General features: G+C 48.3%; 16 protein-coding genes and 1 riboswitch. Of the genes, 2 read left to right on the forward strand and 14 right to left on the reverse strand.

Going from position 1 to position 22053, the window contains the following annotated elements; all coding sequences use genetic code 11:
- Positions 1–47: 47 nt before the first annotated feature.
- The 9 genes from HUK38_RS06005 to surE form a co-directional block, all read right to left on the reverse strand.
- Positions 48–2321: an ATP-dependent helicase gene (locus tag HUK38_RS06005; protein WP_182583423.1), complete on the reverse strand. Its 2274-nt coding sequence runs from the start codon at positions 2319–2321 to the stop codon at positions 48–50.
- 26 nt (positions 2322–2347) lie between these two features.
- Positions 2348–2734 (reverse strand): HIRAN domain-containing protein, encoded by a 387-nt coding sequence (locus tag HUK38_RS06010; protein ID WP_182583424.1) that lies wholly within the window; start codon positions 2732–2734, stop codon positions 2348–2350.
- Between the two features lie 92 nt (positions 2735–2826).
- On the reverse strand, positions 2827–4233 hold the full coding sequence (gene ahcY / locus HUK38_RS06015) for an adenosylhomocysteinase (protein WP_182583425.1): 1407 nt from the start codon (positions 4231–4233) through the stop codon (positions 2827–2829).
- A gap of 22 nt (positions 4234–4255) precedes the next feature.
- Positions 4256–4363, reverse strand: a riboswitch (S-adenosyl-L-homocysteine riboswitch).
- 66 nt (positions 4364–4429) lie between these two features.
- Complete coding sequence (locus HUK38_RS06020; RefSeq protein WP_182583426.1) at positions 4430–5116, reverse strand: phosphoglycolate phosphatase; 687 nt, start codon at positions 5114–5116, stop codon at positions 4430–4432.
- A gap of 22 nt (positions 5117–5138) precedes the next feature.
- A complete protein-coding gene (rpe, locus tag HUK38_RS06025) occupies positions 5139–5837 on the reverse strand; it encodes a ribulose-phosphate 3-epimerase (protein ID WP_182583427.1) in 699 nt (232 codons plus the stop codon).
- Positions 5838–5948: 111 nt separating this feature from the next.
- The gene (gene rpoS / locus HUK38_RS06030; RefSeq protein ID WP_182583428.1) at positions 5949–7001 is read right to left on the reverse strand and encodes an RNA polymerase sigma factor RpoS; all 1053 of its coding nucleotides are present in this window, start codon (positions 6999–7001) and stop codon (positions 5949–5951) included.
- Positions 7002–7043: 42 nt separating this feature from the next.
- Positions 7044–7829, reverse strand: coding sequence for a peptidoglycan DD-metalloendopeptidase family protein (locus HUK38_RS06035; protein ID WP_182583429.1), 786 nt, complete (start codon positions 7827–7829; stop codon positions 7044–7046).
- A complete protein-coding gene (locus HUK38_RS06040) occupies positions 7826–8551 on the reverse strand; it encodes a protein-L-isoaspartate(D-aspartate) O-methyltransferase (RefSeq protein WP_420825163.1) in 726 nt (241 codons plus the stop codon). Before HUK38_RS06040 ends, HUK38_RS06035 begins: the two co-directional genes overlap by 4 nt.
- Positions 8530–9285 carry a 5'/3'-nucleotidase SurE gene (gene surE / locus HUK38_RS06045; protein ID WP_182583430.1) on the reverse strand — a complete coding sequence of 252 codons (756 nt, stop codon included), beginning with the start codon at positions 9283–9285 and terminating at the stop codon, positions 8530–8532. The genes HUK38_RS06040 and surE overlap by 22 nt, the downstream gene beginning before the upstream one ends.
- A 151-nt stretch (positions 9286–9436) precedes the next feature.
- Between surE and HUK38_RS06050 the strand changes: the two genes are divergently transcribed.
- Together HUK38_RS06050 and HUK38_RS06055 are read left to right on the forward strand one after the other, a co-directional pair.
- On the forward strand, positions 9437–9985 hold the full coding sequence (locus HUK38_RS06050; RefSeq protein WP_182583431.1) for a Smr/MutS family protein: 549 nt from the start codon (positions 9437–9439) through the stop codon (positions 9983–9985).
- A 27-nt stretch (positions 9986–10012) separates the two neighbouring features.
- Entirely contained in the window at positions 10013–12919 is a 2907-nt protein-coding gene (locus HUK38_RS06055) for a bifunctional diguanylate cyclase/phosphodiesterase (RefSeq protein WP_182583432.1), read from the forward strand.
- A gap of 423 nt (positions 12920–13342) precedes the next feature.
- On the opposite strand, the gene pssA is transcribed toward HUK38_RS06055, so the two are convergent.
- From pssA to serC, 5 genes are all read right to left on the reverse strand, one after another.
- Positions 13343–14110 carry a CDP-diacylglycerol--serine O-phosphatidyltransferase gene (gene pssA / locus HUK38_RS06060; RefSeq protein ID WP_182583433.1) on the reverse strand — a complete coding sequence of 256 codons (768 nt, stop codon included), beginning with the start codon at positions 14108–14110 and terminating at the stop codon, positions 13343–13345.
- A 138-nt stretch (positions 14111–14248) separates the two neighbouring features.
- Positions 14249–16486 carry a DNA methyltransferase gene (locus HUK38_RS06065; RefSeq protein WP_194374846.1) on the reverse strand — a complete coding sequence of 746 codons (2238 nt, stop codon included), beginning with the start codon at positions 16484–16486 and terminating at the stop codon, positions 14249–14251.
- 91 nt (positions 16487–16577) lie between these two features.
- Positions 16578–18821: a DNA methyltransferase gene (locus HUK38_RS06070; protein WP_194374847.1), complete on the reverse strand. Its 2244-nt coding sequence runs from the start codon at positions 18819–18821 to the stop codon at positions 16578–16580.
- A gap of 75 nt (positions 18822–18896) precedes the next feature.
- Positions 18897–20561, reverse strand: coding sequence for an energy-dependent translational throttle protein EttA (ettA, locus tag HUK38_RS06075; protein WP_182583434.1), 1665 nt, complete (start codon positions 20559–20561; stop codon positions 18897–18899).
- Between the two features lie 166 nt (positions 20562–20727).
- Positions 20728–21816 carry a 3-phosphoserine/phosphohydroxythreonine transaminase gene (gene serC / locus HUK38_RS06080; RefSeq protein ID WP_182583435.1) on the reverse strand — a complete coding sequence of 363 codons (1089 nt, stop codon included), beginning with the start codon at positions 21814–21816 and terminating at the stop codon, positions 20728–20730.
- Between the last annotated feature and the right edge of the window lie 237 nt (positions 21817–22053).

The raw sequence follows: 22053 nt of genomic DNA on the forward strand, positions 1-22053 counted from the left end.
GAGTGAAATAATTCCCGTTGTTATGCAGTTAAATGCACCAACTATTTTCATTCACCAATGTCATCCCACGCCGTATGTAAATTCGATAAAGATTTAACACTATTATTTCCTGTTGGTGATGCGTATGCAAAACGATAGCTAAAAGGAATTTCTTTGCTTGATGAGATGACAGATGCAACTTTTCCAATTAATGACTGGTCGCCCAGTGCCACTAAATAGTGCGCAAGCAGGTTTTTCATCAAACCTTTCATACCGCCGAATCGGGTAATTTGAGAAAGTAAATCTGACTGTGCGGCTTGGTTTCCGCTGGCGGTTTGCTGTAGCGCGGTCATTACTTTTATGGTTGGTTCACATTGGATTTCATCAATAAAGCGTGATGATTTTTGTAACGGGGAGTCTTTTCTAGTTATTCCAGCCCCAATATACACGGCTTCTTTTGCGCGGGTTATTGCAACATAAAATAATCTGCGTTCATTTTCTATTGATGCAGATGGGGCGGGTTCTTGAATTTTCCCCGTCTTGTCAAAGACCCGATTACCTGTTGCATAAAGACATGGCATATAGCCCTCGTTACAATTCGGAATAACCACATATTCATATTCTAATCCTTTCGTGCGGAATATGGTTGTCATTACAATTTGCTGGTCTTCAGGAGCGCCGCGGGTGGTATCTAATTTTTCCACATGTGCTAAAAAAGCGGCGATAAACAGCCCCGTTTCCTTAGCATAATCAATAAAATTAAGAATACTTTCTTTGCGATCAAACGATATTTCGCCTTTCCCGTAATAATTATCAAAGTGAGCAGAATACTCAATTGCTACTGCTAATTCTGACAAAATGACATCGGCTGTAACCGTCGAAGCATGACTGACCTTTTTATTTGCTTTTTCAAGCGCACTCATTAATTCCAACACGCGCTCGCGTTGTTTCTCATTTAAAGGACTAGAAAGGTCGTTGACAAAACGGTCGAGCATTGCGGCTAAAGAATTATTTTGGTTTAAGCCAGCGTTCATCAATTGCTCTAGGTCTCGGCGTGCCAGCATTCGATTAGGTGTGTTGGCGACATTTAGGAATTGAGTTTTTGTTTTTTCAGTAATTGGACTGTAATAAGCAGTGGCAAGTCTGGCATAATCTAATAATACTTTTATTTCCCGTCTCTCAAAAAACGGCTTCTGCCCCACAACGCGGTACGGTATTTTTCTAGTCATAAATTCTGATTCTATACCGTTCAACTGCGCAAACATGCGGCATAAAACAATAATACTCGATGGCGACACTCCTTTGTTTTTAACTAAAGTGATTACCTGATTGGTTAACTCTTTGTTTGCATCTGGTTCAATAGATTGCTCAAACAAAAATATATTAGCTTGTTTTTTAATATTATGAGAAATCAGGTTTTTTTGCACTCTGTTAGTATTAAAAAAAATACTGTTATGTGCGCATTGCGCAATCACCGCTCCAAATCTGAATGAATGTGGTAAAGTGTATTCAACAAATGGTTTATTATTAAAAACCGATTCAAACTCACGAATAATATAGTTTGGTCTAGCACCACGCCACTCGTAAATGGTTTGGTCATCATCACCAACCACCATCACATCCGCTGTTTTTCCTGCCAATAATTCAATTAAGCGTTGCTGACCATAATTAACATCTTGATACTCATCAACGATTAAGTGTTGCAAATTCCCAGCGTATTTTTGCAGCAATTCTTGGCTTCGCTCTAAATAATTCACGACAATCGGAATAAAATCATCATAGGTGAGCGCATGTGCATCCATTCGCTTTTTTTCATACACTTCATAAATTGGTTGCATAAACCGATTATCTTTGTAACCCGCGCTTGGTGGTGGAATTAATGATCCTTTCCACAATTGTATCGCTTGGTATGCTTCGTCTTCATCTACAGAATCTGCGGGAATGATACGTTTTTTTTCAAGTGATGCAATCGCTTTATGCAGATTAAACCGAGCTTTTTCTTCTTGATCATCCGTCCAAAACTCCCAATTGCTTGGGAATTGACCTGATGCTATTAGGTATTGAACAAAGCCATAAGCATACGAATGAAAAGTATCAACTTTAGGCTGCAATGTTGGTGGAATGCTTGCTTCCAGCATACGTTCATTAAACTGTTTACGGGCTAATGTATTGAACATCAAAACCTGAATACAGTTGGGATTAACATGTTTCTCTAAAACCAAATTTTTAATTCGGTAAACCAGCGTGGATGTTTTCCCTGAACCTGCAACAGCAAGAATTTTGGCGTGTTGTCCGATGGGATGATTAACAACGGCTTCTTGTTCTCTAGTCAGTGAAGACATCAACGCACTCCTAATGAAAATTAAACTCAGCGCCAGGATGTTTCAGGTAAATTAAATTGAATGGTTACTCCGATATTTGCATCAGAAGAATAGCCGCCTGTCATCGCAATTATCATAGCTTTTATTGGGCTTCCGTGATTGTCAAATTGCGGGGCCAATTCTACCGCTAAAGACTTATTTATAAATCCAAAGCATTGCCCTGTGTGCCGCACGACCTTAATTGCATTGCCATCATATGGATTGTTTGGCTCTCTGACTAATTGCACTTCTTCGCCAACTTTCAGCAGCGCAACAATTGCTTGTCTTCCTTCATAAGCTACGCCAACAACTTTCGTTTCAATAGACTTTTTAACACTAGGCTGATGATTTGCTGCCGCGGTGTAGTACCGATACCAATAATCATCTTTAGTCATGGTTTTATGTTTTCGGTAACAATCAATTGAGCAGGTGACAAATGCGTCCCCACGCGCCAGCATGGGAACGCTTCGTAGATGATGGTTGGCAATTAGTAGCGGTAATGATCGGGTTTATACGGCCCCTCGACTGGTACGCCAATGTACGCCGCCTGCTCTGGTCGCAACGTGGTCAACCGCGCCCCCAATTTGCCCAAATGCAGCCGCGCAACTTCCTCATCCAACCGCTTGGGCAGCACATACACGCCAATCGGGTAATGATCGGGGCGGGTGAACAGTTCGATCTGCGCCAGCACCTGATTGGTGAAGCTGCTGGACATGACAAAACTCGGATGCCCGGTCGCGCAGCCCAAATTGACCAGCCGCCCTTCCGCCAACAGCGTGATGCGGTGGCCGTCGGGGAAAATGATCTGATCCACCTGCGGCTTGATGTTCACCCACTCGTACGGTTTGAGCGCGTACACCTGAATTTCGTTGTCAAAATGCCCGATATTGCAGACAATCGCCTGATCTTTCATCGCCAACATGTGATCGTGCGTGATGACATCGCGGTTGCCGCTGGCGGTGACAAAAATATCGGCTTGCGGCGCGGCATCCTCCATCGTGACCACGCGGAAACCCTCCATCATCGCTTGCAGCGCGCAGATCGGGTCAATTTCTGACACCCACACCATCGCGCCCAACCCGCGCAACGACTGCGCACAACCCTTGCCGACATCGCCGTAGCCGCACACCATCGCCACTTTGCCGGCAATCATCACGTCGGTAGCGCGTTTGATGCCGTCCACCAGCGACTCGCGGCAGCCGTACAAATTGTCAAATTTGGATTTGGTGACGGAATCATTGACGTTCATCGCCGGGAACAGCAGCGCCGCCGCTTTCGCCATTTCGTACAACCGATGCACACCGGTCGTGGTCTCCTCGGTCACGCCGCGAATGTCCGCCGCGAGCCGCTGCCAATGCGTCGGGTTACGCTCGAACGTGCGCCGCAACAAATCCAGCACCGCCACCCATTCCTCACTGTCACTCGCAGCCGCCGCCGGCACCGCGCCCAATTTTTCGTACTCGACGCCCTTGTGGACGATGAGCGTCGCGTCGCCGCCGTCATCCAAAATCATGTTCGGCCCGCCGCCGTCCGGCCAATTCAACACCTGCTCGGTACACCACCAGTAATCCTCCAGCGTCTCGCCTTTCCACGCATACACGGCAACCCCGCGGGCGGCAATGGCGGCGGCGGCGTGATCCTGCGTGGAAAAAATGTTGCATGAACACCAGCGCACCTGCGCGCCCAATTCAATTAACGTTTCAATTAACACGGCGGTTTGAATCGTCATGTGCAAACTGCCGGTAATGCGCGCTCCGGTTAATGGTTTGCTGGCGCCGTACTGTTTGCGCAGCGCCATTAAACCGGGCATTTCCGTTTCGGCAATTGCAATTTCTTTGCGGCCGAAATCGGCGAGGGTTAAATCAGCAACTTTATAATCAGTGAACTCACTCATGGATTGTCCTGTCATAACAATAATTGAGTGAGCGCCGTTGAATGAAAACCACCGCGCTCCGCCGAGCCTAGCCTGTGTCACTGATTGATTTCACCTAATCAATGAACAGGTTGCAGCGCTCCTCGGCGGGGCGGTTTTATTCCCCCTTTGAAAAAGGAGGGGAGGGGAAATTTAATCAAAACCGGGCATCATCGCATTAACAACTCGCCACCAATAACTGCGATAATTGAATCATGCTATCAATCACGGCATCCGGCGTGGTGGCATTAATATCATTGCCATGATTATACCCATAGCTCATACAGATAATGGCAAAACCAGCGGCGCGGGCGGCTTTCACATCGCTAATTGAATCACCGACCATTAACGACTGCGCCGGGTTGACATTAAAAAATTGCGCGGCGTGGAGCAGCGGCAACGGGCTGGGTTTTTTCTCCGCCACCGTATCGCCACTAATCACCAATTGGAAATAATCACATAATTGAAAATGCGCCAATAGCGGCTCGGTAAAGCGCGCTGCTTTATTAGTCACACAGCCGAGGCGGTAACCATTAGCCACGAGCCAATCCAGACCTTCACGCACGCCCGGGTAGAGGCGTGACCGTTGACAAGTATGCTCGGCGTAAAATTCCAAAAAGATCGGGTAGGCTTGCGCGTACTCGAGCGGATCGGGCGTGTCGTGCAATGTCCCAGTCAACGCCCGCGCCACCAGCGTTTCCACGCCATTGCCAACCCAGGTGCGCACCAATGCCTCGCCAGCGGGCGGGCGCTTGAGGCACGCCATCATGGCATCAACGCAAAACGTCAGATCAGGCACGCTATCAATTAACGTGCCGTCCAAATCAATTAAAACCAGCGCGGGTTGCAATGGAAATGTGGTCATAAAGTTAAACAATCTTATTCAATCAACGAGTGACGGTTGCCAATGCGGCGCGCATTTGTTTAATAATGCTGTCATAGCGGTGCGGATCGGCGGCGTTTGGTTTGCTGAAAATCCCCGAACCGGATACGAACGTATCCGCGCCGGCGGCTTTGATTTCCGCGATATTTTCCACTTTCACGCCGCCGTCAATTTCCAATCGAATCGGGTGTCCCATCGTGTCAATCAATTCGCGCACTTGCTGCAATTTGGCTAATGCAGAGGGAATAAAGCCTTGCCCACCGAAGCCGGGATTGACTGACATCAATAGAATCATGTCAATTTTATCTAAGACATATTCCAATGTATCCAATGGCGTAGCGGGATTAAACACCAGCCCGGCTTTGCAACCTTCGCTTTTAATCAATTGCAAAGTGCGATCAATATGTTCACTCGCCTCGGGATGAAAAGTAATATAAGTGGCACCCGCGGCCGCGAAATCACCGACAATGCGATCCACTGGTTTCACCATTAAATGCACATCAATTGGTGCGGTCACACCATGTTTGCGCAGCGCCTCACAAACTAATGGCCCAATCGTTAAATTCGGCACATAATGATTATCCATGACATCAAAATGCACAATATCGGCACCCGATGCCAATACATTATCTACCTCTTCACCCAATTTAGCGAAATCAGCAGACAGAATTGACGGGGCAATAAAATCAGAAGCGGCAGCCATTGAATACTCTCCACGCAGAATGAGCAACGGTGAATGAATAATGATGCGCGGGGCAGTGGATGACACAGCACATCACAGTTGAATTGATTACTGTAACCGATTTAACGGCAATTAGGCAAAAAAGGCATCGGCGGCAAAACCCTCGTTGTCAAGCACTTGCCGCAAGCGCCGCAGGGCAATCATTTGAATCTGTCGCACCCGTTCGCGGGTAACGTTCATTTCTTGGGAAACATGTTCTAATGTCGAAAACTCATACCCATGTAATCCAAAGCGCCGTTCAATGACTTCGCGCTGTTTCGGTGAGAGAATACTGAGCCATTCTTCAACCTTATTGTGAATATCATCGTCGTGAATTTCTTCATCTAAATTGACGGGCGTTTCATTCGCAATCGCATCAATTAGCAGCCGCTCTGAATCATAACTTGTCGGTACGTCAACTGACGTGATGCGCTCGTTTAAAACTAATAACCGTTTTACCGCCGGCACCGGTTTATCTAAAAATGCGGCGACCTCGGCAATGGTCGGCTCGTGATCTAATTGTTTAGCTAGAATACGAAAGGCTTTTAAGCAATGATTGATGTCTTGCAAAACGTGAATTGGTAAACGCACAATGCGCGTTTGATTCATAATTGCCCGATCAATTGCTTGACGAATCCACCAGGTCGCGTAAGTGGAAAAACGAAAGCCGCGTTCCGGATCGAACTTTTCCACCGCCCGCATTAAACCCAAATTGCCTTCTTCAATTAAATCTAATAACGGCATCCCATATCTTAGATACCGCCGCGCTATTTTCACCACCAGCCGTAAATTGCTGACAATCATACATTTACGCGCCGCTTCATCACCCTGATGCGCCAGGCGTGAATAATAGATTTCTTCCTCGGCAGTTAATAATGGTGAAGCGCCAATTTCATTCAAATACAGGCGCGTGGCGTCCAGATCAGTCGCCCCCAGCGGCGGGAATTCTTCGCCCTCCTCCGCCGCCACGTCCACATCCTGCGCCAACAGCGGCAGTTCCACCTCGCCTGCATCGCCCCCCTCCAGCAACGCCGTCGCGGCGGGCGCATCCAGTTCGGGTAACTCCGCCGCCGCAAAAACGGCCTCATCGTCGCTGCCAACGTCATTCGTCTCAAAAGGGTCGTTATGATCGGTTGCAGCAGTCATGTCATGTCGAGTCAAATCAACTAGCGGATCAATGCGTTACCGTCAACGCAGGCGGGGGAGGTACAGCAACGGATCAACGGCGCTGCCATCACGGCGGATTTCAAAATGCAATAACGCATCGCCATCGGTTGCCTGTCCAACTTCGGCGAGTACTTGACCGGCGCGCACTGACTGCCCTTCGCGTGCAATCAGCCGGCGATTGAAGCCATAAGCACTCAAAAAATGGTCGTTGTGTTTGACAATAATAAGATTGCCGTAACCTTTAAGTCCACTCCCGCTATAAACCACCGTCCCGGCGGCGGTGGAGAGTACCGGACTGCCCAGCGCGGCTTTGATGCGCACGCCCTGATGGGTACGATCACCGCTGACAAACTTTTGTTGCAACTTGCCGCGCACCGGCCACTGCCATTTAATTCCCGAGCCGGCGGCGGCACTGCCAGGCGCCGGCGGCGGGGCTTGACTACGCCCCTGGGCGGGCGCGGTTTGAGACGGCGATTTGCCACCGCTACTGCTCTGAGTCACTTGCCCATCCGGCGCGGCAATGCGCAGCAGACTCCCGACGTTAATTCGGTACGGCGGCTTGAGTTGATTCCACCGCGCCAGCGTTTGATAGCGAATGCCGTGCCGCTGACCAATCAGTGACAGCGAATCCCCAGGTTGAACGCGATAAAACCCCGGCGGCACATCACTTGCCATCTCACCGGTGCTGGTGCAACCCACCAGTGTCAGATGCGCCGTCATCGCCGCAGTCGCCCCAATCAACGCCAGCAGCCGCCACACCTGTTGCCAAGCGGCGCTGCCGTGCCGCAAATCCCGCCGCCCTGTCACGGTGACACTCCAAATGCCACGCCACTGAGCAGTGGAACGAAGGTGGCCGGCCCGAGTAACTCGTGACAAAACTCCTCGGCGGTGGTGCGGGTGAGGCGAATCAACACCTGCTCTTGACCGGTATCCAGCGGTGTGACCATGCAGCCGCCAATGGTCAACTGTTGTGCCAGCGGGCGCGGGATGCCTTTGGCCGCGGCGGTGACGACGATGCCATCAAACGGGGCGTAGTCGGGCCAGCCGTGATTGCCGTCGCCGTGCTGCAAGCGCACGTTGCGCAGTTTGAGCTGCTGCAACCGTTGGGCGGCGCGGGTGGCCAGCAATGCCAGCCGCTCGATGCTGTAAACCCGTGCCACCAATGCGGCTAACACGGCGGTTTGAAATCCTGAACCGGTGCCGATTTCCAGCACCCGCAGGCGGGCGGGCGCGTGTGACTGATTTTCTAACAGCGCGGCGGTCATGCACGCCACCGTGTAGGGATGAGAAATGGTTTGACCGTAACCGATTGGGAGGGCGGATGCTTCGTAAGCGCGATTGGCGAGGGCTTCGTCCACAAACTGATGGCGCGGTACTTGCCCCATCACTGCCAGTACCCGTTGATCTTGAATGCCGGCGGTGCGCAGTTGCTCAACGAGCCGCTGTTGTTGCCGCAGCATTTGTTGCGATTCACCATGATCGGCGGGCGGTTGGTTGCTGGGAATATTCAGCACAGCGCGTCCAGCCATTGTCCGAGCGGCGCAATGGCACTGTGGCGGGTGAGGTCAACGTGTAGTGGTGTAATTGAGACATACCCGAGGCGGATGGCGTGAAAATCTGTCCCTTCGCCGGCGTCCTGTTCGGGGCCGGCCGCGCCAACCCAGTACATCCGTCGGCCACGCGGGTCAATCACCGGTACCACTGGCTCGGCTTTGTGGCGATTACCCAACCGTGTGGCCAATAAACCACGCACCTGGTCGAGCGGGATGTCTGGCACGTTGACGTTTAGAATTAAATTACCCGCCAGCGGGGCGCTACTTAATTGCGTGACCAGGCGCCCGGTGATGGCGGCGGCGGTGGCTAAATGGCGTGGTTCTTGGGCGGCGATGGAGACGGCGATGGCGGGTAGCCCTAAAAACCGCCCTTCGGTGGCGGCGGCGACCGTGCCAGAATAGACCACATCATCGCCTAAATTGGGGCCGTGATTGATGCCGGCCACCACTAAATCCGGTTCGTGTTCTAATAAGCCGGTCATGGCTAAATGGACACAATCGGTCGGGGTGCCGGCCACGCGGTAAAAATCCGGTTCGAGCCGTTCAGCGCGAATGGGCGCATCGAGGGTGAGTGAATTACTTGCGCCGCTGCGGTCACGATCCGGGGCGACAATGGTCACGCGCCCCCAGCGGGATAATTCCGCCGCCAGCACCTGTAACCCCGGGGAACGATAGCCATCATCATTGCTTAATAAGATATTAAGACTCATTGCCCCGTCCTGCGTGAATGCGTGAGTGAATGAATGTTAAAATGCCACGTTTTTTAATCAACGCTATTAATTTTATCGGGCAATTGCGTTTGATGATACCAAGACTACTCAATCACCGCTCGCGCCGCTGCCACGCTTTAGCATAATTCAGATGAAAAACTCAATTCAACCATCTGATTCATTATTGTTTTCGACTGCGGTTGAAGACGTGCAGCCGTTGAATTATGACGGCATTGAACCGTATCGTCACAAGCCCTCGCCACATCCGCGACCGCGTCCATCCGAAAATCCCCCGCCCGCGGTCACGGCGCGATTGTCTGAAACCGAAGTCACCACCCATGACTATCTACTGTACGCCCAACCCGGTATCCAACACCGCGTTTTAGCAGAATTACAACGCGGCCACCTCCCGATTGCGCTGGAACTCGACCTGCACGGCCTGACTGCTGACTACGCCTACGCCACGTTGCAAGCCTTTTTAGCCGATTGCCGAGTGCGGCGGCTGCGCTGTGTGCGTATCATTCACGGCAAAGGATCACGATCTGCCGATCAACAACCGGTCTTAAAACGCAAATTGAATTATTGGCTGCGGCTACACAGCGACGTGTTAGCCTTTTGCTCTGCGCCGCGCCATGATGGTGGCACGGGGGCGCTGTATGTCCTGCTGCGCAATCCCAACAAACGTCACCAACCGTCGTAGCGGCCAGTGCATTTGGGTAATCGAATCATGAGCGTGATTTCTGTACAAAACATGGGCGTCGAACACAACACCAATCAACGGTATCAATTGCTTTTCACCCATTTAAGCGACGGTGTGGTTTATCACGACGCCAGCGGTGCCATTATTGATGCTAATCCCGCCGCCGAGCGCATTCTTGGGGTGACGCTGGCGCAGATGCAAGGTAGCACCGCCACGGATCCGTGCTGGCATGTGATTCACGAGGACGGCTCGCCGTTTCCCGGTGAACAGCATCCGGCGGCAATTGCCCTGACCACCGGGCGGGAAGTCCACAACGTGGTGATGGGCGTGTTTAACCCGGAATTGACCGATTATTGCTGGATTCGCGTCCACGCCTACCCCAGTTTTGACACGGGCGCAGACCAACCGTATCAGGTGTGCGTGACCTTTACTGACATTACCTGCTACAAACGCGCTGAATCGCGGCTGCAATCCATGCTGGCCAGCGCCCCGCACGGCATCGTCGAAGCGCATCCCATGACCCACAAATTACTGTGGTGCAACCGCGTCATGCTCACCCTGTTTGGCTATCAAGCGGCCGAATTCAGCCAACGACATGTGTTGGATTTGCACCCACCCGAAGCACATCCGCGAGTGCTGGCCGCGTTCAGCCGCATGGGGCGCGGCGATTTAACCCCCGTCACTGATATTCCGTGTCGCCACCGTGACGGTCATGTGTTTTATTGCAAAATCTCCCCCGGCGCTCTACAACTGGGTAATCAATTAACACTGGTCGCCTTTTTTACCGACGTCACCACCGAATACCGCGCCCGCTTGGCATTACAACGCAGTGAACACGCCCTGCTGCGCGCCCAAGCCATCGCCCAACTTGGCTCGTGGGAACTGGATTTAATCAGCGGTGAGCTGACCTGGTCGCCGCAGGTCTATCGCATCTTTGAAATTGACCCGCGGGATTTCGGCAATTCCTACGCCGCCCTGTTAGCCCTGATTCACCCCGAAGATCGCACGGAGGTTGATCGCCTATACCGTGACTCGTTGGCGACCCACAGCCGTTACGAAATCGTCCATCGCATTCTCTTACCCGGCGGGCGGGTGAAATGGCTGCACGAGCGCGGTGAATCTGATTTCGCCACCGACGGCCAGCCGCTCCTGTCACACGGCACGGTGCAGGACATCACCGTTCGCAAACAGGCCGAGCAGGCGTTGCGTGACAGTGAACTGCGTTACCGCAACATGGCCGCCAATATTCCCGGGGCGGTGCTGCGTTACCGCATGGCCGCGGATGGTACCGGGCAGATTATTGATGCCAGTCCCGGCGCTGAGGCGCTGTGGGAGCGGACGCCCTCGGAGATCATTGCGCGGGGGCAATCGTTGGAAGCCATGAGCGATGCGCAAAATCGTTACGCCCTGCGCACGTCGCTCTTGGATTGCGCCAACCAATTGATGCCCTGGCAGCAAACGTGGCCGATTGAAACGCCCACTGGTGGCAAGCGTTGGTTACAAGCCAGTGGGCGGCCGAGTGTGGATGAGGAGAGCAACGTGGTCTGGGATTTGCTCGTGTTGGATGTTACCGCCCAGCGGCTGGCGGAATTCACCCAGCGCCAATCGCAGGAACAATTGGCGTTTCTATCCTCCCACGATGCGTTGACGGGTTTACCTAACCGTACGCTGTTCCGCGATCGCCTTGAACATGCCATCGCCGTTGCCCAACATGCCGGCAGTGAGCTGGCGCTGTTATTGGTGGATTTGGATCGCTTCAAAACCGTTAATGAAACGCTCGGCCATCCGGTGGGCGATGCACTGTTGCAGGCCGCGGTGGTGCGTTTAACCCGATTTGTTCAACAAGACAATACGCTGGCGCGGTTGGGCGGTGACGAGTTTGTCATCCTGATTGAACATGACGCCAGTGCCCAGCGGGCGGGGGTCTTTGCCGATCAACTGTTGGACAGTTTTGCTAACCCACTGCTCGTGGACGGGCGCGAACTGCACATCACCGCCAGCATCGGCATTTGCCTGTTTCCCTCCGATGGTGACACGGCCGACGATTTGCTGCGCCACGCTGACGTCGCGCTCTACCGTGCCAAGCATCAGGGGCGCAACACTTGGCAGTATTTTGAACACGACATGACCATTCACGCGCACGAGCAGTTGTTAATTGAAAATGCGCTGCGCGGGGCGTTGGTGCGCAATGAGCTGCGGGTGCATTACCAACCGCAGGTGTGGCTGGATAATGGCACAATTGCCGGGGTCGAGGCGCTGGTGCGCTGGCAACATCCCGAGTGGGGATTGGTGCCACCGGGGCGGTTCATTCCATTAGCCGAGGAAATCGGGTTAATTGGCGAGATCGGCGCGTGGGTGCTGCGCGAAGCCTGCCAACAAGTGGTGCGCTGGCAAAAAGCCGGCTTTCATCTGCCATGTCTAGCCGTCAACTTGTCCGTGCAGCAATTGGAACGGCACACGCTGGCCGAGCAGATTTTGGGCATTTTGGATGACACCGGTTTAGACCCGAGCGGTTTGGAGTTGGAAGTTACCGAATCGATGATTATGCAAGAACCCGAGCGGGCAATTGCCACCCTCAACACCCTGCGGCAACAGGGCATATTGGTAGCGATTGATGATTTTGGCACCGGCTACTCGTCACTCGGTTATATCAAACGCCTGCCGTTAACCCGACTGAAAATTGACCGCTCGTTTGTCAGCGACATTGGGCATGATCTGGATGATGAAACCATCGTGCGCGCCATCATCGGCTTGAGTCACAGTCTGGGGTTGGAAGTCATCGCCGAAGGGGTTGAAACCACCGAGCAGGCGCTGTTTTTGCAACAAGAAGGCTGTGCGATTGCGCAAGGGTATCTATTCAGCCGCCCGCTGCCCGCCGACGAATTCACGCAACAATTTGTTTCACAAGCGCTTTCTAATCAATCGCGCATTTAAATCAAGTGTGTGCAAAAAACTGTCACTTCTTGCCATCAAGTCCGGCCGCCTGTTGTACACTCAAAGGTGCCAAACAACTTTAACTTCCCACTGTAAGTCTATGGTTTACAAGCGTCGTTCTCGCTTTGACTTGTTCTCGTTGTTGGTGTTGGTCGTCGTCGTGGGCTTGTCACTAACCATTTTTTACCAACTCAAACTCTACCAATGGGGAGCAAAGTTACCAATGGTTGAACATTTGCGGTTGCCCAATAGTGTGCGCGATATTGGCGGTTGAGCGCGGGTCATTTAATTGGTCATTCATTTTTCAATCCCCAAACGATTGTCGGATGCGGTGTGTGAATGAACTGCATCACTCAGCGTTAGCCAAATAATTTATTAAAAAACAGGATGCGGTTCACACCCTACCCCGCATCTAGCAAATGATTAAAGTTTATTTGTGTTTTTTTCGCGCTGGCGCTCCATTCTCCACCGCCGTAAGTGAATGAGTGTCAAAATTGGTCCAGAAAACGCATAGCCGATTGCTAACACAAATAACACAATTGGCGGATCAATGACCACGAATGCAAAAATCAACATTACCATGACGGTCATAATAAATGGCACCCGCCGATCATGCAAACTCAATTCCTTAAAACTGTGATAACGAAAATTGCTCACCATTAATAACCCGGTGCTGGCGGTTAATATGGCCGCAATCCACGCAAAATCGGCGCCGTTGAGGTGATTATCTGCACCAATCCAAATGGCGGCAGTGGGAATAGCGGCAGCAGATGGGCTGGGTAAGCCTTGAAAATAGCGTTTATCACTATTGCCCAATTGCGTATTAAATCGGGCTAATCGCAATGCGGCGCCGGCGGTATAAACGAATGCGGCTAACCAACCAACCTTACCCAATCCGGCTAATGCCCAGTCATACATCACTAATGCGGGTGCGACGCCGAATGCCACCATATCTGATAGGCTGTCGTATTCAGCGCCGAATGCACTTTGAGTGCGAGTTAAGCGCGCAATGCGGCCGTCAATTCCATCTAAAATCATTGCGGCAAAAATAGCGAGTGCGGCGGCTTCAAAGCGGTTTTGATCGGCGGCAAGAATGGCATAAAAACCAGCAAATAACGCGGCGGTGGTGAATAAATTGGGCAATAGATAAATACCACGCCGCCGGTGAGATTTGAGTTTTGAATCTTCCATAGTCAGAAATACCAGTGAAGTTGTTGCGGGAATTGTGGGTGATTGAACCCAGTATAACTGTGATGCAGTGCAATTAACACTGTTGCCAAATAATTATTTACCAAACGTGATGGACATTGCGGCGCTAGTTTAATTGAATTAAACACCGGTTAATAAGAGTGTTGCTTGCCCATCCGCTTTTAAGCGCCACCCATCACCGACGCAATAGGCAATGTCTTCTAATACACTGAGAATAGTTTGTGATTCAGGCGTGACACCATTTTTTAATAATGGGATGATGGCCAATACGATGTCATCAAAGATCGCAATTTTATTTTCACGTTCCAGTCGGCGTAAATAAGAAATTAGGTAATAACGCACCCGCAGATGCAAATCAATTTGCGTGGTAAAGGATTTATTCGCTTTGATCGTAAAGCGTTCCGTTGGCTTGTCAAAATCAAATAATTCTAACAATAATGGCGTTAAATCTGAATACTGCTTTTTTAATAAATCTAAAAAACCCAGTTCCAGCCCTTTAATAATTAACTCGTCGTTAATTTGTTCCAGAGTCGCGCCCTGATATTTGGCAATCACGCCTTCAATCGTTTGAATCACGACTTCACCTATATCCATACCCAAACTGGCTTTCATAATATATTTGGGATGGCGCACCTTTCTAAAGTTAATAATCAATTGACCTGACAAGACGGTGAACGGGTTTTGTCGTTTCTTAAAACTGGTTTGGCCATTCTTTTGCGCCACCGCACCGGCATATTCAAATCCGCACCGCTCGGCTGTTTCAATAATTAAATGCCAAAACTCCGGGTCCTTATGCGCAAAAACGAATGACATCCAGCGGTCGAATTTTAATACACGGTACATTTCCGCAATGCTTTTTGCAATTAGCGCATTATAATCGGCTTTACTCTTTTCATGCTCACCGCCTTCAATTGCTTCTAACGCATAATCCTGTTCCGTTACCGTCAACTCTAACCACGCATTCCACATCACCGATAAATCAAGATAGGGGATTTTTTTACCATAGGGCGGATCAGTGTAAATATAATCCACCGTTTCTTTTTTCAGGAATGATAAATCGGTGGCGGTGCCTTGCATCACTTGCAAATTGGCAATGGTGTCTTGATTAATTTTGTCTGCTATTTCAAATTTGGCATTGATAACACCCTTAACTTTATTTTCAAATGTTTTAATCACATCTAAATCTTTATGCTTTGGCGCTAACCTGTATCTATAATAACGCATAGGGGCGCTATCTACAGTAATGTCACTCTGTCCAGACGGATGGCAGGTTAAATTAATCAAATTTAAAGTGCTTGAAAATGCCAACAACAGTGGTTTTTGTGTATTTTTATTTGATTTTTTTAAGATTAAATGCTTTAAAAATCCGAGTTGTGCTAACTGTTTTTTGCTAAACAAATCTTGTATTAGCTGAACATCCGAACCTTTTGGCAAAACAAAATCTTTTGGATACGGGTATTTTTTTAACGCTTTTTCAATTGTATTTTCGCTGATTGGTTCATGCCGTAAATATGCAAATTTAATTTGTTCAAAATTGATTTTTAATTCATCTAAATCAACAGGATGGGTTAAACTATCCACCAAAAAAGCGGACATGGGATTTAAATCTAAATGAATCGCTCGTCTATCTAACATCATTGCTTCAATTGCTGTGATGCCACTGCCACCGAAGGAGTCTAATACCAAATCGCCCGGTTGTGAAAAATGCGCAATGTATTGATTTACAACATTCCACGCCTGTTTAGTAAAATACCCATGCACACCGAAATGCCGTTTTGCCGCTCGTTTTTTAACCGTGATTTCTTCCAATAACGGCTGACTTAAATAATCAAACGGCGCAGTGTTGATCGCACTTTTCGGCGGCGAATAAACAAACCGCTTGCCCATTTGAAATGCACTGGGCGCCAGATGTGCATATAACTGATCCCAATATTGCGCAATGTCTTTTAATTGAAAATATAAAATTGGCTTGGTCATATCTTGCCGAAATAATGCAAATGCCCAACCATTGCATAATGCAAAAAAGGTACTGCGTACTTCGGGATGAATGCTATACGAAAAAACCTGTTCAACATTATCGCCTGATTGGATATTTTCATTTGGCGCTTTAGCATCTAATACCCACGCATAATTATTGCCGACCTTTAACAAGTAATCAGGAATCAACTTAATTGGGCGTTTTTGACTGCCAATTTTCAAAAATGGATGGATTAAACTTTTACTGCGGACGATGTGCGGTTGTTCATAGCCAAGCTGCGTTAATAATGGCAAAATTAACACTTCCCGCACACTGTCTTCTTTAAAATCTGGTGATTCTAATTGAGAAAAATCGAAGTATTCAAACAGTTGGTTAATCATAAATTAGGCAGCTTTAATCATGCTGTAGGATGAGTGAGTAATAAAGAAATCTCGGCGAAGCAGCACCGAAAATTATCATTGTCGCACAACACTAATTCGTACTGATTAACAATAACGTTGCTTGCCCATCTGCTTTTAAGCGCCACCCATCACCGACGCAATAGGCAATGTCTTCTAATACACTGAGGATGGTTTGTGATTCAGGCGTGACACCATTTTTTAATAGCGGCATGATGGCAAAAACGATGTCATCAAAGATTGCGGATTTGTTTTCACGCTCCATGCGGCGTAGATAAGAAATCAGGTAATAACGCACCCGCAGATGCAAATCAATTTGCGTGGTAAAAGATTTATTCGCTTTGATTGTAAAGCATTCGCTTGACTTGTCAAAATCAAATAATTCTAATAATAATGGCGTTAAATCTGAATACTGCTTTTTTAATAAATCTAAAAAACCTAGTTCCAGCCCTTTAATAATTAACTCGTCGTTGATTTGTTCCAGAGTCGCGCCCTGATATTTGGCAATCACGCCTTCAACGGTCTGAATCACAATATCGCCAATATCCATACCCAAACTGGCTTTCATAATATATTTGGGACGCCGCACCTTTCTAAAGTTAATAATTAATTGACCTGATAAAACGGTGAATGGATTTTGTCGTTTCTTAAAACTGGTTTGTCCATTCTTTTGCGCCACTGCCCCGACATATTCAAATCCACACCGCTCGGCTGTTTCAATAATTAAATGCCAAAACTCCGGGTCCTTATGCGCAAAAACGAATGACATCCAGCGGTCGAATTTTAATACACGGTACATTTCCGCAATGCTTTTTGCAATGAGTGCATTATAGTCAGCTTTGCTTTTTTCATGCTCGCCGCCTTCAATTGCTTCTAACGCATAATCCTGTTCCGTTACTGGCAACTCTAACCACGCATTCCACATCACTGATAAATCAAGATAGGGGATTTTTTTACCATAGGGCGGGTCGGTGTAAATGTAATCAACACTTTCTTTTTTCAGGAATGATAAATCGGTTGCCGTGCCTTGCATCACTTGCAAATTGGCAATGGTGTCTTGATTAATTTTGTCTGCTATTTCAAGTTTGGCATTAACGACTGCCGAAAATTTCTTTTCATAAGTTTTTAACAAATCTAAATCAACACAAGCTGGCGCAATCCTATAGCGATAATACCGCATTGGACTACTGTCACCCGCGTTTTTAGTAGCATAAGTTGAGTGGTGATAAGTAAGATTTAGTTTATTCAGCGTACTTGAAAATGCCAACAACAGTGGTTTTTGTGTATTTTTATTTGATTTTTTTAAGATTAAATGCTTTAAAAATCCGAGTTGTGCTAACTGTTTTTTGCTAAACAAATCTTGTATTAGCTGAACATCCGAACCTTTTGGCAAAACAAAATCTTTTGGATACGGGTATTTTTTTAACGCTTTTTCAATTGCATCTTCGCTGATTGGTTCATGCCGTAAATATGCAAATTTAATTTGTTCAAAATTGATTTTTAATTCATCTAAATCAACAGGATGGGTTAAACTATCCACCAAAAAAGCGGACATGGGATTTAAATCTAAATGAATCGCTCGTCTATCTAACATCATTGCTTCAATTGCTGTGATGCCACTGCCACCGAAGGAGTCTAATACCAAATCGCCCGGTTGTGAAAAATGCGCAATGTATTGATTTACAACATTCCACGCCTGTTTAGTAAAATACCCATGCACACCGAAATGCCGTTTTGCCGCTCGTTTTTTAACCGTGATTTCTTCCAATAACGGCTGACTTAAATAATCAAACGGCGCAGTGTTGATCGCACTTTTCGGCGGCGAATAAACAAACCGCTTGCCCATTTGAAATGCACTGGGCGCCAGATGTGCATATAAATCATCCCAATATTGCGCAATGTCTTTTAATTGAAAATATAAAATTGGCTTGGTCACATCTTGCCGAAATAATGCAAAGGCGCGGCCGTTGCATAATGCAAAGAAAGTACTGCGCACTTCGGGATGAATGCTATACGAATAAACCTGTTCAACGTTGTCGCCTGATTGGATATTTTCATTTGGCGCTTTGGCATCTAATACCCACGCATAATTATTGCTGACCTTTAATAAGTAATCAGGAATTAATTTAATCGGCCGTTTTTGACTGCCAATTTTCAAAAATGGATGGATTAAACTTTTGCTGCGGACGATGTGCGGTTGTTCATAGCCAAGCTGCTTTAACAATGGCAGAATTAACACTTCCCGCACACTGTCTTCTTTGAAATCAGGTGAGTCTAATTGAGCAAAATCGAAGTGTTCAAACAGTTGGTTAATCATAAGCCGTTGTTATTTTAATGACAATTAGGATGCGGTTTATCAACACGCCGCATCCTATTGCCTGTTTATGGTCGGTTAATGCAATGGGCGATAACGAATACGATGCGGTTGATCGGCATCTGTGCCTAATCGCCGATGCCGATCCGCTTCATAATCGGCATAATTGCCTTCAAACCATGTGACTTGTGAATCACCCTCAAACGCTAAAATGTGCGTTGCAATGCGATCTAAAAACCAACGATCATGGCTAATGACAACCGCGCAGCCCGGGAATGCTAATAACGCTTCTTCTAATGCCCGCAGCGTTTCAACATCCAAATCATTCGTGGGTTCGTCAAGTAATAAAACATTACCGCCGCTTTTTAATAATTTGGCTAAATGAACACGATTACGTTCACCGCCGGATAAATCCCCAATCCGTTTTTGTTGATCGGTGCCTTTGAAATTAAAGCGGCTAACATACGCCCGCGACGGCATTTCATAGCGCCCGACAATTAAAATATCTTGACCGTCGCTAATCTCTTCCCACACCGTTTTATTATCATCCAACGCATCGCGGCTTTGATCCACACAGGCCATTTGCACCGTCTCACCAATGCGCAAATCACCCGCGTCGGCCTGTTCTTGACTGGTTAAAATGCGGAATAACGTCGTTTTACCTGCGCCATTCGGCCCAATCACGCCAACAATACCGCCTTTCGGCAAATTGAATGACAAATTATCATACAATAGATTATCGCCATACGCCTTTTTTAATCCCGTTGCTTCAATCACCAAATCACCTAATCTTGGCCCAGGTGGAATGTAAATCTCATTGGTTTCATTGCGGGATTGAAACTCTTGTGATTGCAATTCATCAAAGCGCGCCAACCGGGCTTTACTCTTGGCATGACGCCCTTTGGGATTTGCTCGCACCCATTCCAATTCGTGCTGCATGGTTTTAATGCGCGCCTGTTCTTGCTTTTGTTCAATTGCCAACCGCGCCTCTTTTTGTTCTAACCACGATGAATAATTACCCTCCCAGGGAATACCGTAACCGCGATCTAATTCTAAAATCCAACCGGCGACATTATCTAAGAAATAGCGATCATGGGTGACAGCCACCACCGTCCCGCTATAATCATGTAAAAAATGTTCCAGCCACGCCACTGATTCAGCGTCTAAATGATTGGTTGGCTCATCTAATAGCAGCATATCGGGTTTAGATAATAATAATCGGCACAGCGCCACGCGCCGCCGTTCACCGCCGGATAAGCGCGTGACATCGGCATCCCAGGGCGGCAAACGTAATGCGTCTGCGGCGACTTCTAATGTCCGATCTAATTGATGACCATCGGTTGCTTGAATAAAGTCTTCTAATTCAGCCTGCGTCTTTGCTAACGCATCAAAATCGGCATCTTCTTCGGCATAAGCCGCATACACCTGATCCAATCGTTCGAGTGCGTTTTTAATTGGCGCAACCGCTTCTTCAACATTGCCGCGCACATCTTTTGCCGGATCTAATTGCGGTTCTTGCGATAAAAAACCAATATGAATCCCCGGCTGCGGCCGCGCTTCACCTTCAATATCGGTATCCAATCCTGCCATGATTTTTAATAGCGTTGATTTACCCGACCCATTGAGTCCGAGGACGCCAATTTTCGCCCCGGGGAAAAACGATAATGAAATATCGCGCAAAATGACGCGCTTAGGTGGGACAACCTTGCCCACGCGATTCATCGTGTAAATGTATTGTGCCATAATGAAAAATTAAATCCGTGTGTGGTGTTGCTAATTGAGGCAGTTGGCGCTCATATTAGCAACACATGTTGATTGTTTGAACGCATGACCAATTGGCAATTTTAACTAACGATCATTGGTGCAGTGCGTTGGGTTAGTTCAGTCAAGTTAATTCAATCAATTTGACTTAACCCTGGGTACGTTCAAACTCGGCCATGAATTGCACTAATGCGTTAACGCCGGCTTCGGGCATGGCGTTATAAATGCTGGCACGCATTCCACCGACTGAGCGATGACCTTGCAACGCTAATAACCCGGCGGCTTTAGCTTGGGTTAAAAACGGTTTATCTAATGCGGGATTGGTTAATGTGAATGGCACATTCATCCAAGAGCGCGCTGCCGGATCAACTGGGCTATGATAAAAATCCGACCGATCAATCGCATCGTATAATAACGCCGCTTTACGTTGATTAATGGTAGCCATTGCCGTCAAGCCGCCCTGATCTTTTAACCATTTAAATACCAACCCGGCTAAATACCACGCATAGGTTGGCGGCGTGTTATACATCGAGCCATTATCGGCGTGAACTTTGTAATCAAACATCGCGGGCGTATTGGCGGGCGCCTTGCCAATTAAATCATCACGCACAATCACAATGGTTAAACCGGCCGGACCAATGTTTTTTTGCGCGCCGGCATAAATAAAACCGAATTGTTTCACGTCAATTGGGCGTGATAATAAGGTGGAGGACATGTCGGCAATTAATGGCACATTACCGGTGGCGGGAACGTATGGAAACTCAACACCTTCAATCGTTTCATTTGGCGTGTAATGCACATACGCGGCATTGGGCGTGAGCGTTAATTCATTCGCAGCTGGTGCGCGGGTAAAGCGTGATTCTTCAGTGGTCGTGGCAATGTTAATTGCACCAATGCGGCGGGCTTCGCCAATGGCTTTTTGTGACCAGGTGCCGGTGTTAATATAATCCGCGCAGCCGCCGGGGGGTAATAAGTTCATTGGAATTAACGCGAATTGACTGGAGGCGCCGCCCTGTAAAAATAACACTTTATAATTATCAGGAATGCCTAATAATTCGCGCAAATCGCTTTCGGCTTGGGAGGCAATGTGCATGAACTCTTTACCGCGATGGCTCATTTCGGCAACGCACATGCCGCTCTCATGCCAATTTAATAATTCATCTCGCGCCTGTTCTAATACCACTTCGGGTAAGATCGCGGGGCCGGCACTGAAATTAAAGGGTCGGGTTGTGGTCATAATGTTAATCAATCTCCGCAATGGAATTGGAAATAAAACTAGCGCGGCGGTGAATAAAATTAATCATTCACGATTCACGCTGGATAGCGCCGCTGGGGGCGTGTATTTAGAGTAACCTAATTTGTTGGATTGATGCTATCTATTGTCAAATCAACGACTTAGGCATCATTGATGATTGGCATTGCATCTTGCCGTGACTTGGCAGTACAGTAGGCTTGTGCGCCGCTCACGCACCCT

This window comes from Thiospirillum jenense, assembly GCF_014145225.1.
Lineage (GTDB): Bacteria > Pseudomonadota > Gammaproteobacteria > Chromatiales > Chromatiaceae > Thiospirillum > Thiospirillum jenense.

Coding starts and splice junctions, on each gene's coding strand:
- HUK38_RS06005 (WP_182583423.1), bottom strand. CDS start 2,321: ATGTCTTCACTGACTAGAGAACAAGAAGCCGTTGTTAATCATCCCATC.
- HUK38_RS06040 (WP_420825163.1), bottom strand. CDS start 8,551: ATGGCTGGACGCGCTGTGCTGAATATTCCCAGCAACCAACCGCCCGCC.
- HUK38_RS06055 (WP_182583432.1), top strand. CDS start 10,013: ATGAGCGTGATTTCTGTACAAAACATGGGCGTCGAACACAACACCAAT.
- HUK38_RS06010 (WP_182583424.1), bottom strand. CDS start 2,734: ATGACTAAAGATGATTATTGGTATCGGTACTACACCGCGGCAGCAAAT.
- HUK38_RS06020 (WP_182583426.1), bottom strand. CDS start 5,116: ATGACCACATTTCCATTGCAACCCGCGCTGGTTTTAATTGATTTGGAC.
- rpoS (WP_182583428.1), bottom strand. CDS start 7,001: ATGACTGCTGCAACCGATCATAACGACCCTTTTGAGACGAATGACGTT.
- rpe (WP_182583427.1), bottom strand. CDS start 5,837: ATGGCTGCCGCTTCTGATTTTATTGCCCCGTCAATTCTGTCTGCTGAT.
- HUK38_RS06050 (WP_182583431.1), top strand. CDS start 9,437: ATGAAAAACTCAATTCAACCATCTGATTCATTATTGTTTTCGACTGCG.
- serC (WP_182583435.1), bottom strand. CDS start 21,816: ATGACCACAACCCGACCCTTTAATTTCAGTGCCGGCCCCGCGATCTTA.
- HUK38_RS06065 (WP_194374846.1), bottom strand. CDS start 16,486: ATGATTAACCAACTGTTTGAATACTTCGATTTTTCTCAATTAGAATCA.
- ahcY (WP_182583425.1), bottom strand. CDS start 4,233: ATGAGTGAGTTCACTGATTATAAAGTTGCTGATTTAACCCTCGCCGAT.
- surE (WP_182583430.1), bottom strand. CDS start 9,285: ATGAGTCTTAATATCTTATTAAGCAATGATGATGGCTATCGTTCCCCG.
- HUK38_RS06070 (WP_194374847.1), bottom strand. CDS start 18,821: ATGATTAACCAACTGTTTGAACACTTCGATTTTGCTCAATTAGACTCA.
- ettA (WP_182583434.1), bottom strand. CDS start 20,561: ATGGCACAATACATTTACACGATGAATCGCGTGGGCAAGGTTGTCCCA.
- pssA (WP_182583433.1), bottom strand. CDS start 14,110: ATGGAAGATTCAAAACTCAAATCTCACCGGCGGCGTGGTATTTATCTA.